This window comes from uncultured Bacteroides sp., assembly GCF_958445495.1.
Classification (GTDB): Bacteria; Bacteroidota; Bacteroidia; order Bacteroidales; family Bacteroidaceae; genus Bacteroides.
This window is the reverse complement of record NZ_CAUCSQ010000081.1, coordinates 1-12,003: the sequence shown is the minus strand read 5'-3', so window position 1 is coordinate 12,003 and position 12,003 is coordinate 1. Positions and strand designations below refer to the sequence as shown.

11 protein-coding genes and 2 pseudogenes are annotated in these 12,003 nt (G+C 41.5%); 8 read left to right on the top strand and 5 right to left on the bottom strand.

The features are described from left to right. The 5 genes and pseudogenes from Q5076_RS17180 to xerD all read right to left on the bottom strand — a co-directional run. Positions 1 to 209: pseudogene (locus tag Q5076_RS17180) on the bottom strand (DDE transposase); the annotation flags it as partial. 173 nt (positions 210 to 382) lie between these two features. Further along, positions 383 to 1,921, bottom strand: coding sequence for a YifB family Mg chelatase-like AAA ATPase (locus tag Q5076_RS17175; RefSeq protein ID WP_303014961.1), 1,539 nt, complete (start codon positions 1,919 to 1,921; stop codon positions 383 to 385). A 13-nt stretch (positions 1,922 to 1,934) separates the two neighbouring features. Next, positions 1,935 to 3,005: a TlpA disulfide reductase family protein gene (locus Q5076_RS17170; RefSeq protein ID WP_303014960.1), complete on the bottom strand. Its 1,071-nt coding sequence runs from the start codon at positions 3,003 to 3,005 to the stop codon at positions 1,935 to 1,937. Between the two features lie 114 nt (positions 3,006 to 3,119). Continuing rightward, positions 3,120 to 4,814 (bottom strand): tetratricopeptide repeat protein, encoded by a 1,695-nt coding sequence (locus tag Q5076_RS17165; RefSeq protein ID WP_303014959.1) that lies wholly within the window; start codon positions 4,812 to 4,814, stop codon positions 3,120 to 3,122. A gap of 136 nt (positions 4,815 to 4,950) precedes the next feature. Continuing rightward, positions 4,951 to 5,910, bottom strand: a complete 960-nt coding sequence (xerD, locus tag Q5076_RS17160; protein ID WP_303014958.1) for a site-specific tyrosine recombinase XerD — start codon at positions 5,908 to 5,910, stop codon at positions 4,951 to 4,953. 62 nt (positions 5,911 to 5,972) lie between these two features. Between xerD and aroQ the strand changes: the two genes are divergently transcribed. The 8 genes and pseudogenes from aroQ to Q5076_RS17120 all read left to right on the top strand — a co-directional run bounded on the left by aroQ (position 5,973) and on the right by Q5076_RS17120 (position 11,695). Continuing rightward, positions 5,973 to 6,395 carry a type II 3-dehydroquinate dehydratase gene (gene aroQ, locus Q5076_RS17155; protein WP_303014956.1) on the top strand — a complete coding sequence of 141 codons (423 nt, stop codon included), beginning with the start codon at positions 5,973 to 5,975 and terminating at the stop codon, positions 6,393 to 6,395. 31 nt (positions 6,396 to 6,426) lie between these two features. Next, complete coding sequence (gene pyk / locus Q5076_RS17150) at positions 6,427 to 7,884, top strand: pyruvate kinase (RefSeq protein WP_303014954.1); 1,458 nt, start codon at positions 6,427 to 6,429, stop codon at positions 7,882 to 7,884. A 9-nt stretch (positions 7,885 to 7,893) separates the two neighbouring features. Then, positions 7,894 to 8,547 (top strand): O-methyltransferase, encoded by a 654-nt coding sequence (locus Q5076_RS17145; RefSeq protein ID WP_303014952.1) that lies wholly within the window; start codon positions 7,894 to 7,896, stop codon positions 8,545 to 8,547. Positions 8,548 to 8,563: 16 nt separating this feature from the next. Then, positions 8,564 to 8,896: a 30S ribosome-binding factor RbfA gene (gene rbfA, locus Q5076_RS17140; RefSeq protein ID WP_303014950.1), complete on the top strand. Its 333-nt coding sequence runs from the start codon at positions 8,564 to 8,566 to the stop codon at positions 8,894 to 8,896. 16 nt (positions 8,897 to 8,912) lie between these two features. Next, positions 8,913 to 10,139: an FtsX-like permease family protein gene (locus tag Q5076_RS17135; RefSeq protein WP_303014963.1), complete on the top strand. Its 1,227-nt coding sequence runs from the start codon at positions 8,913 to 8,915 to the stop codon at positions 10,137 to 10,139. Between the two features lie 133 nt (positions 10,140 to 10,272). Next, positions 10,273 to 10,783 (top strand): annotated as a pseudogene (locus tag Q5076_RS17130) (RNA polymerase sigma factor); the annotation flags it as partial. 351 nt (positions 10,784 to 11,134) lie between these two features. Then, a complete protein-coding gene (locus Q5076_RS17125; protein ID WP_303014948.1) occupies positions 11,135 to 11,371 on the top strand; it encodes a hypothetical protein in 237 nt (78 codons plus the stop codon). Positions 11,372 to 11,509: 138 nt separating this feature from the next. Continuing rightward, entirely contained in the window at positions 11,510 to 11,695 is a 186-nt protein-coding gene (locus tag Q5076_RS17120; RefSeq protein WP_303014946.1) for a hypothetical protein, read from the top strand. Positions 11,696 to 12,003: the final 308 nt, after the last annotated feature.

The following is a 12,003-nucleotide window of genomic DNA, read 5'->3' as shown; positions in this document are numbered from 1 at the left end:
GCGATTTTGGCAGAAGGACTGAAACAGTTCCTGCGTCCCAGGCGGCACTGGGATAAACCGGCAGCTTTTACCATACTCTCAAATGGGAATACGGAATGAAGCCTGCCAAGCTCACTCTCATTAAAACTCTTGCGATATTTTTCCAGAATATCGAATTCTGTAAACCCCAAAGTCGGGTGAATTTCTGAAATATTTCGTATCTTTGCCATATATTGGTTTGGGAATTTCCCCCGTTTTGGCTACCAAACCTTATTTGCGGGGGAATACCTAAAGATACAAAAAAGCCAACTAATTCATACTTTAAGTATGAATTAGTTGGCTAATTTTATGATATTTACTGAATGTCCCTGTATTTCTTTTGTATGATTGGGAGGGCGGGCAGCTATCCCGCCCAGTTCTCTCTATCCAGATTGCGATAACTTATAGCTTCAGCTAAGTGGATAGGAAGAATTTGCTCACTTCCCTCTAAATCAGCGATGGTACGCGCAACTTTTAATATCCTGTCATAAGCGCGGGCGGATAGGTTGAGACGTTCCATTGCATTTTTTAATAAAGTCAACCCTTTATCGTCCGGACGGGCAAATAATGATAATAACTTACTGCTCATTTGTGCGTTACAATAAATGCCGGTATATTCAGCATAACGTTTTTCCTGTATCTGTCGAGCTTTGATAACACGTTCCCGAATAGCTGCACTAGGTTCTCCCTCCTTTTGGTCTGAAATCTTGCTGAAAGGGACGGGAACGATTTCTATTTGGATATCGATTCTGTCAAGTAACGGACCGGAAATCCTGTTTAAATACTTCTGTACTTGTCCAGGACTACACACACAAGCTTTTGTAGGATGATTATAGTACCCACATGGACAGGGATTCATTGAAGCTACCAGTGTGAAACTTGCTGGATAATCTATGCTGCTTCTCACTCGTGAAATGCTGATTCGTCTGTCCTCCAGAGGTTGTCGTAATACCTCAAGTACATTTCTGCTGAATTCTGGTAGTTCGTCCAGAAATAAAATTCCGTTGTGGGCCAGGCTGATTTCACCCGGTTGAGGAAAACTGCCACCACCTACCATGGCACTTTGTGAAACCGTATTGTGCGGGTCACGGAACGGACGTTGAGTAATCAATGAGGAATTGCGGTTCAATTTTCCCGCTACAGAATGGATTTTAGTCGTCTCCAGACTCTCTCCTAAAGAAAGAGGAGGAAGAATAGACGGAAGCCGTTTAGCCATCATCGATTTTCCGCTTCCCGGTGCACCTATCATAATCAGGTTATGACCTCCCGCCGCCGCTACTTCCAATGCCCTCTTGACACTCTCTTGCCCTTTCACATCAGCAAAGTCAAATTCGAAATTACTTTGTTGAGCATAAAATTCCTCCCTAGTATTGACAACGACGGGTTCTAGTTCACGTTCGCCGTTAAAAAACTCAATGACCTCTTTGATATGTCTGGCTCCGTAAACATTTAGTTGATTGACAACTGCTGCTTCCCTTGCATTTTGTTGAGGGACAATTAATCCTTCAAAACCATCTTCACGCGCTTTAATGGCAATAGGGAGCGCTCCTTTTATCGGTTGCAGGCTACCATCCAGACTTAGTTCTCCCATCACCAAATAACGGGAAAATTTTTCTGAAGATATTGTCTCACTGGCCCCTAACAATCCGATGGCGAGGGGAAGGTCATAGGCAGAACCTTCCTTACGGATGTCGGCCGGAGCCATATTAACTACTATATTGCTAGTCGGCATTTTGTAGCCGTTGACCTGTAATGCGGAAATTATGCGCTGGTGGCTCTCTTTGATTGCAGAATCCGGAAGGCCGACAAGATAAAACATACAGCCGCGCGAGCTGTTTACTTCGATTGTGATGAGTGTTGCATCAATTCCTTGAACAGCCGCTCCGAAAACTTTTATTAACACGCTTGATTGTTTATTATTTTTTCTTTTTATTTTCCTTTTTGTCCTTTTCTTCCGCTTTAGAAACCAATTCCTTGATTTTTTCCTTTAACTCTTCTCCTTGAAGGTTTTTAGCCACAATCTTTCCATCAGCAGCCAGGAGAACATTGGCCGGTATTTGTCTAATGCCATATTGTTTGATAATTTCAGAGTTAAAACCACCGAAGTCGCATACTTGTTCCCAACTCAGCGTATCGCGTTTAATAGCGTCCTGCCATTCCTTTTTATTGATATCCAAGGAAATCCCCAGCATGGCTATGTATTTACTTTTCTTATATTTTTTGTAGATTTCCTGTAATTCGGCGTTGCTTTTACGATTGGTAATGCTATCATTCCACGAGGCCCAGAAATTGAGTAACAGGCACTTCTTCTTGAAATCCTCTGATGAACGGGTGATTTTTATACCTTTGGCATTCGGAAGGCTGAAAAATGGAGCATATTTGCCAATGTCCGTTTTCTCCACCTGGGAAATACTTTCATTAAGCCGTTCGATATAAAGCTTGTCTTGCAATATTCCCCCCATCACTTCGATAAGCTTTTTTATTTTGCTGAAGTCTGGAACATCTTTCCGGACAAAATACTTATCCAGTAGATAAAGGCTGACTAAAGATGAATGATGCTGTCGGATGAATTCTTCTGCTTTCTGTTCCAGAACTTTTTCAGACGGAGCAGCCAGCCCTTTCAATCCTTCTTGGAAGGCCGTGAATTCTTCATTGTATATATTCCCGTCAATACGAAGGAATTCAGGACTACTGATGTCTCCTTTAATAGTTATTTTGTTTCCTTTGTCAAGGTAGACGGGGTACTCCACCTGGTTATTGATTAGCAGAAAAGCAGGAGTGACGGTATCAACCGAAATATTATGGGAAAATTTGTTTTCTTTAGTGAAGATAGTGTCTATTCGGTCATATAACTCATCCATTCCGTACAAATAAAGCGTATCTGTTCCCAATCCATTGATTTCTCCGGTTATGCAGACTTCATTGGAAGACTTGCTGCAACCGAACAAACAGAGAACTATAAGGATTAAAATGCAACCTTTTTTCATTGTTTTGATTTCTTTTCTGCGAAAGTACGGTTTTTATGGATAAAAAAAAAGAATTGCCCGCCATTTGTCATGGCAGGCAATCCTTTCGTATGCAATATAGAGTGTAGGACTCTCTTATTTGACGATGTTCATAAAGTCTGCATTTGTGAAGTATTTTGCAAATTCCAGATCACTAGCTGCTTTCTTAGCCAATGAAGCATCTTTGGAAACCGCGTTCTTAAGGCTGCTGATTACCATAGAAGAGTTGTTTGTTCTAGCACCCAAAACAGCCATCAGATAGTCTGTGTAAGCATCCGGTCTTTCTACATTAGCTAATGTGTTTTTAGCTTTGTTGTAGTCCTTAGCAAGGATTTGTGCCAATGCTGCACTGTTTGTCTTGGAATCGCCAAATGAGTTAACAGCCTTTTCGTATTGACCTTGAGCGATGTACAGGTTACCCATAGATTCGCCCAGTTCTTTAGTTCCGGCAGCTTTTCCGAAGTAAGTTTCAGCAGCGGCTTTATCACCTTTAACCAAAGAAACCAAACCTAAGTTCATGTTAACTTCGGGAGCAGCATTGAGGCTGGCTGCTTTTTTCAAATAAGATTCAGCCTTGTTAACATCACCGGTCTGGTAAGCCAGTTTGCCTAAGTTGTTGTAAGCGCGATAATCGTTCGGGAATTGTTTGGTAGCCTGAGTATAGATAGCTTCTTTCTTAGCTGGTTCGTTAGTCAACGTAGCTGCATACAACAACTCTTCAAGGTTCAGTTCTGAAGGATTGGAGGAAGCCAGTTTAGAGAGCTCTTCGTCAGATTTACCGATGATTTCATAATTCAAAGTCAAACGGGAACGACGCAACTGCGGCAGAATTTCGTCAGCCAGAGTCTTGTACACAGAAGAAATGTTCTTAATTTCCTGTTCTCTCTGTGCAGGGTCTTGGTACATAGACAATACGCGAAGAATCAATTCTTTGTCTTGGATATTGGATTTAGAGACAAGTTCCTGGAAACCTTCCCAGTCCTGTGCAGTATATTTGGAATCAATCGGAGCTTCGATTTTTGCTTTCTTCAAGTCTTTGCTTAACATTTTGGTCGTGTTGTTTTCACGGTTCTCGGCCAAAGTCGTGTTCAGGCTTACACCGCCGTCAGGAGAGGCGTATGCGGAAACTTCAATATTGCTGATTTTCTTGTTGGCGGCTTCATTTACGTTAGCCACTTCCTTATTGAATTCTTTAGCAGTCTTCAGTTCGCTGGAACGAATGTTAGCCTGTTGAATCAGGAACATAATGTTCGCGTCATGTTTTTCTTTGATGATACGTTGGAAAGCATCTTCGCCCAATGCCGGGTTTGCGTTACCTAATGTATTGTTTACTAACTCAGAAGTAGAGATTACACCATCGGCTATTTTCACAGCAGGAATCGTAACCACTTTTTTGCCGATAGTGGCCTTGAATTCGAGATACAATTCGGACTTAGCCATTTCAGGAACATAGTCGAAAGTCGTTTTCATAGTGTAGCTGCCACCCATTTTGTAGGAGATAGTCTGCTCGTTACCTTCTACTTTTTCGCCTTGGAAAGTAGCCGGTTGGCCTTTAGCTTCGCCGCCGTTCCATTTCAAAACCGGAGTTACTTCTACCACTGCTTTCTTGTTGAAATACTTTTCAGGGAACTTACCGTTGATGGTCGCAGGAACTTTACCGCCTACTGCCTCCAGCACTTGCGGAGTAACAGTGAAGTAATCAGCTGATAATTCACCCATTTTTTTGCTGCAAGAAGAGAATAATGCAACAACCATTGCCATGAGTAAAGGCAAGTACAACTTCTTAGTCATTTTAGGTATAAATTAAATGTTTGTAATTGAAATATCATCTATTCACAAATCTCTTTCCGTTTAGTACAGAAAAAGTAACGCAAAGATATTAATTCTTAATATAAATATATAGATAAAGGGTTGATTTTATCATAATTTAATGAAAACATCGCTCTTTTTCTTTTCGGTACTTGATATTTCGGGGATGGTGCTCTATTATCTCGCTACGGAGCATATTCCGATCGATATGCGTATAGATTTCAGTTGTTGCTATGGACTCATGTCCGAGCATGCACTGAATGGCCCGTAGATTGGCTCCACCTTCCAGTAAATGAGTGGCAAAAGAGTGGCGGAAAGTATGCGGGCTGATATTCTTGGTGATACCTGCTGTTTGTGCAATTTCTTTAATCAGATGGAAAATCATGATTCGTGAAAGCCCTTTGCCTCTTCGCTGGCTGACGAATACAAAGTCCTCATATCCTTTTTTTACCTCTATTTGGTTCCGGTCGATAAAGTAAAGTTTTATTTCATTGACGGCACGGGGGGCAATGGGGACGAGTCGTTGTTTACTTCCTTTTCCTTCTACCTTTATAAATCCTTCGTCGAAATAAAGGCCGGATAGTTTAAGGTTGACGAGTTCCGATACGCGGAGTCCGCAACTGTATAACGTTTCTAGAATAGCCCTGTTCCGTTGTCCTTCCGGTTTGCTGCGGTCTACTGCAGAGATAATCCGGTCAATTTCTTCCACGGTCAGTACTTCGGGCAGTTTGAAGCCTATTTTAGGACCTTCTAGCAGTTCGCTGGGGTCTGCCTCCAGATAGTTTGCCGTAACCAGGAAACGGAAAAAAGATTTGATGCCGGATAGGATGCGTGCCTGTGAGCGGGGATGAATGCCGATATCATGCAGTCCGGCGGTGAAACGCTGTAGGTCGGATAGGCATACATCCGTAATGTCGATTCCCTCCAATATCAGGAAACTCATCAGTTTATCCAAGTCTGTGAGGTAGGCCTCTTGGGTATTGGAAGATAAGGACTTTTCCAGTTTGAGGTATTGCCGGTACTTCCTGATTATCAGTTCCTGTTGCTCCTTCTTCTGCTTTTTTTCGTTGATTTCCATTTCTTTTTTCTACCTTTGCACATTCTTTAGGATACAAAAGTAGAAAAAAATAGGATTCTGTGATGAAGATACAAATTATTAATGGCCCGAATATAAATCTGTTAGGAAAGCGTGAACCTTCCATTTACGGAAGCGTTACATTTGAAGATTATCTGGCCCGGCTCCGTGAGAGGTACGCTGGCGTGGAGATAGACTATTTCCAGTCGAACATCGAAGGGGAAATGATTGATTGCATACAGCATGCAGGTTTCGATGCGGACGGTATTGTTCTGAATGCGGGTGCCTATACGCATACCTCGATTGCCCTGCAGGATGCTATCCGTTCTGTTCCGTCTCCGGTTATCGAGGTGCATATTTCCAATGTACATAGCCGTGAGCCTTTCCGGCACGTGTCTATGATTGCTTGTGCCTGTAAAGGAGTCATTTGCGGCTTCGGGCTGAACTCTTATCGTCTGGCCTTAGAAGCATTATTGGAAACTAAATGAGATAATAATATAAAAAATAGGTAGAAAGACTATGTTATTGAAACAGACTAAAATTGTGGCTTCTATTTCTGATAGACGTTGTGATGTGGATTTTATAAAACAGTTGTTTGAAGCTGGGATGAATGTCGTGCGTATGAATACCGCACATGCTAGTCGTGAAGGGTTTGAGGCTTTGATTACGAATGTACGTGCTGTGTCCAACCGTATTGCGATTTTGATGGATACCAAGGGCCCGGAAGTCCGTACGACTGCTAATGCGGAGCCGATTTTATATAAAATAGGTGATAAAGTAAAGATTGTAGGTAATCCGGAGCTTGAGACTACTCGCGACTGCATTGCCGTGTCATATCTTAATTTCGTGCATGATTTGAATGTGGGCGGGACGATTCTGATTGATGACGGCGACTTGGAACTGGAAGTTGTTGACAAGACCCCTGACTACTTGCTCTGTGAAGTTCGGAATGAAGCGACTTTGGGAAGCCGTAAAAGCGTGAATGTCCCTGGTGTCCGAATTAATCTTCCCTCCTTGACGGAAAAAGACCGTAATAATATCCTTTATGCCATTGAAAAGGATATTGACTTCATCGCTCATTCTTTTGTCCGTAACAGGCAGGACGTACTTGATATCCGTGAGATTCTGGATGCGCATCACAGCGACATTAAGATAATCGCTAAAATAGAGAATCAGGAAGGTGTGGATAATATTGACGAGATTCTCGAAGTGGCGGACGGCGTAATGGTGGCACGCGGTGATTTGGGTATTGAAGTTCCTCAGGAGCGCATTCCAGGAATTCAGCGCGTATTGATTCGTAAATGTATTCTGGCTAAGAAACCGGTCATTGTAGCTACCCAGATGCTTCATACGATGATAAACAATCCCCGTCCCACCCGGGCGGAAGTAACCGATATCGCCAATGCGATTTATTACCGGACGGACGCTTTGATGCTGAGTGGTGAGACTGCTTACGGAAAATATCCTGTAGAAGCTGTGAGGACAATGACGAAGATTGCGGCTCAGGCGGAAAAAGATAAACTGGAAGAAAATAACATTCGCATCCCGTTAGACGAAAATAGTAACGATGTGACGGCATTCCTTGCTAAACAGGCGGTGAAGGCTACGTCCAAGTTGAAAATACGTGCTATCATTACCGATAGTTATAGTGGACGTACAGCTCGTAATCTGGCGGCTTTCCGAGGTAAATATCCGGTGTTGGCTATTTGTTATAAAGAAAAGACGATGCGCCACTTGGCTCTTTCTTACGGTGTGGAAGCCATCTATATGCCGGAGCTGGCTAATGGACAGGAATATTATTTTGCAGCTTTGCGTCGTTTGTTGAAAGAAGGACGCCTGCAACCGACTGATATGGTGGGATATTTGAGCAGTGGCAAAAAAGGTACACAGACCTCATTCCTCGAAATAAATGTAGTGGAAGACGTGTTAGAACATGCGGAAGAAACCGTATTGCCCAATAATAACCGCTATTTGTAATCCGGCTTTATGCAAGAGACTGAATCTCTCGACGAATATATCCTCCGGCACATTGACCCGGAAAGTGATTATCTGAAAGCACTTTATCGGGATACACACGTAAAGTTGCTTCGTCCCCGCATGGCTTCCGGACATCTGCAGGGACGAATGCTGAAGATGTTTGTGGAGATGATTCGTCCCCGGCAGGTATTGGAAATCGGTACATATAGCGGATATTCCGCTCTTTGCTTGGCGGAAGGGTTATCGGGAGGAGGAATGTTGCATACATTTGAGATAAATGACGAACAGGAGGATTTTACCCGTCCATGGTTGGAGAAATCCCCATTTGCAGATAAGATTCGTTTCTATGTAGGTGATGCTCTGGAGTTAGTTCCCGGTTTGGGTATCACGTTTGATTTGGCTTTTATCGACGGTGATAAGCGCAAGTACATCGAGTATTACGAGATGGTGTTAAAGTATCTTTCCATAGGGGGGTATATCATCGCTGACAATACCTTGTGGGATGGACATGTGTTGGAACAGCCCCGCAGTGCGGATACCCAGACTATCGGCATCAAGGCTTTTAACGACCTTGTTGCGAAAGACGGGCGGGTAGAGAAAGTGATATTGCCTTTACGTGACGGGCTGACTATAATGAGGAAGAAAACAAATTGTAAATCGTAAAATTAAATATAAGCTTATGGAAACAACTAGGCAAAATAAGATATCCCGCTTGTTGCAGAAAGAGCTGAGTGAAATATTCTTGTTGCAGACAAAAGCGATGCACGGAATGTTGGTATCGGTCAGCACTGTACGTATCAGTCCTGACATGAGTGTCGCACGTGTTTATCTTAGCGTTTTCCCTTCGGAAAAAGCGGAGGAAATGGTAAAGAACATAAACGGCAATATGAAGTCCATCCGTTACGAGCTGGGGACCCGCGTACGTCACCAGTTGCGGATTATTCCCGAACTCAAATTCTTTGTGGACGACTCGTTGGATTATATCGAGAAGATTGATTCGTTGCTGAAATGAAATAGTTATCGCAGTGGTGAATTTCCCCTTTTATATAGCTAGGCGTTATCTCCTTTCCAAGAAGAAACATAATGCCATTAATATCATATCCGGCATTTCTGTGTGCGGAGTAGCTCTTGCTACGCTTGCATTGGTCTGCACGCTTTCTGTTTTTAATGGATTTCAGGATATGGTAGCCAGTTTTTTCACGGCTTTCGACCCGCAATTGAAGATTACCGTCCGTGAAGGAAAAGTTTTTGACGGGCAGGACGAACGGATTCGCTCTGTTTGTACTCTTCCTGAAGTGGATGTTTTTACGGAAACGCTGGAGGAAAATGCGATGGTGCAGTATAAGGACCGTCAGGCTATGGTGGTATTGAAAGGGGTAGAAGACAATTTTGAGGAGTTGACGGCAATTGACAGTATACTTTATGGAGCTGGTGAATTCTTGCTTCATGACTCGATTGTGAATTACGGGATTATGGGGGTGGAACTTGTGTCAACTTTGGGAACCGGACTGGAATTTGTCGAGCCTCTTCAGGTTTATCTTCCCAAACGGAATGTCAGAGTGAATATGGCGAATCCCGGAGCCTCCTTTAACTGTGATTATCTCTATTCTCCCGGAGTGGTGTTTGTGGTAAACCAGCAAGAGTATGACGGGAAATATATTCTTGCCTCTCTTGATTTTCTTCGTCGGTTGCTGGATTATACGACGGAAGTCTCCGCTATAGAATTGAAATTAAAGCCCGGTATGAATACGCCTTATGTGCAATCCAAGATAGAGAAGATGTTGGGTGGGGACTTTGTAGTTCAAGACCGTTATCAACAGCAAGCAGATGTTTTCCGTATTATGGAGATAGAAAAACTTATTTCCTATTTATTCCTGACTTTTATTTTGATGATTGCCTGTTTCAATGTAATCGGTTCTCTGTCCATGTTGATTTTGGATAAAAAAGAAGATGTGGTGACTTTACGTAATCTTGGAGCTGACGATAAACTTATTTCCCGTATCTTCCTATTTGAAGGTCGGCTTATTTCTGTTTTTGGTGCTGTCACCGGTATAGTTTTAGGACTGATTCTGTGCTTGATCCAACAGAAGTTTGGTGTAATTTCGCTTGGTGGAGGTGGTGGAACTTTTGTAGTGGATGCGTATCCTGTTAGTGTTCATATTTGGGATGTAGTACTTGTTTTGGTAACGGTTTTAGTCGTTGGCTTTCTTTCTGTATGGTATCCGGTGCGTTATTTGAGTAAGCGACTTTTGTAATCAAATATTATATTGTTTATTGTAAAAACTCTTCTATATTTGATGACTTTTAATTTTCTATCTATTTTGTATTTCCTAATATATTATATTTGACCCGATTTTGTTAGTTGAGAATAATTTGTAAAACACTTCCGTGAGAACTGAAAGTAATGATATAGGCGGAATTGTGAATGGTGATAAAGCGGCCCTTAGCCGTTTTATGGAACGTTATTCTTCACGTTTATATCATTATGTTTATGCTCTGATTGGTCAAAAAGAATCGGCCGAGGAAGTTGTAAGTGATGTCTTTTATGAAATTTGGAAAAATAGAAAAATTTTGAGTGATATAGAAAATATGAATGCTTGGATACAGACGATTACTTATCGGAAAGCTATTTCTTATTTGAGGAAGGAAATGGGGAAAACAGAATATCACTTGATGGTATAGAGAATTTTATATTTGCCCCAATTCAATTACCTGATGAGGAAGTGATTAGTAAGGAGGAAATGGAAAAAATAAATAATGTTATCCAACAATTGCCACCTAGATGTAAGCATGTCTTTTTTTTGGCAAAAATAGAGAGGTTATCTTATAAAAAGAGATTGTTAATTTATTGGATATATCTGTGAAGACTATTGTCGATTTCATAGATGCTTATGGATTAGGGAAATGGGGTGAGGCACATACAATGATTTATGAAGATCATTCAAAAAAGAAGCAGGTTTTCGAATGGATTACGGATTTGTATTCCCGATGTTTTACCAAGGTACTGTTGGTTATTAATTATCATCGTTTGATTGGGACTGAAAACACCTCCGGCTGGGGAGCTTTAGATCCTGAAACGGAAAGTTTGCTTGAGAGTGCTATAGACAAAGGATATAGTTTGCGGCATGATGCTTTTGGAATGAATGGTTATTATCAGGATTGGGAAAAGCAGCTCGTTGGAACTATAAATGCCCTATCATTATGGAAGGGGGATAGAACGTAAATCAGCATCGTTATTGGCTTAATCCTAATGGGTTATCGCAGAGGGCATCCAGAAGATGTACGTCAGGGGGAATTTGATGTTTCAGCTGAGGCACGGGTCAATATGATGGATTTTCGTGCAGGAAACGAAACTATGTCATGGTTCAAGTGTTTCGGGCTGGTGCAACGTTTTATTACTGAAGGTGGTTATTGCCTATATCCTGATATGGTTTCATTGCCTATAGATATTAAGAGTGGTGAGAAAATAAAGATTGTGCATCGTTGAAATAATATGGGATGAGGGTATTGTCCCACTAATATTCCACAATGGAATCAACGCTATAAAGTAGCATTTGCTTTGTTGGATGGCAAGAACGAAGTAAAAAAGGTATTTGTTGATATCCAAACAGATTTATCTACGTGGTTGAAGAACAAACCAACTACTTATAATTTTGATTTGACATTGAAAGGAGTTTCCGTAGGTACTTATAAGTGGGCGGTAGGTCTTGTGGATACCACTAAAGATAACACAATAGGACTGCAGATGGCAGTTAAAAATGACCTGTTAGATTCTGGTTGGGTGAAATTGATGGATATAACGGTTAAATGATAGTTATCTTGCTGTAAATATCTGCGTAAAGAATGCTATTTCTCTCCATATTGGAGGAGAGTGCCCTTAACAATACATGAAGTTGATATGGTTTCAGACTTTTTCAGGCAAACTTGCTTGCTTTGATGTTGATTTGGAACGCGATTTGGGTTTTGTCGTTGGAAATGGTAAACGATTTCTAAAAATTGGAAAATATTATATTCAAGTAAAATACCCAAAAGTAAAGACAGAACTGACAGACTATAAAACTATGATAAGAGGAGTTCTATAAATTAAAATATTGTAGTACAGTTGTTTATATGGTTCCA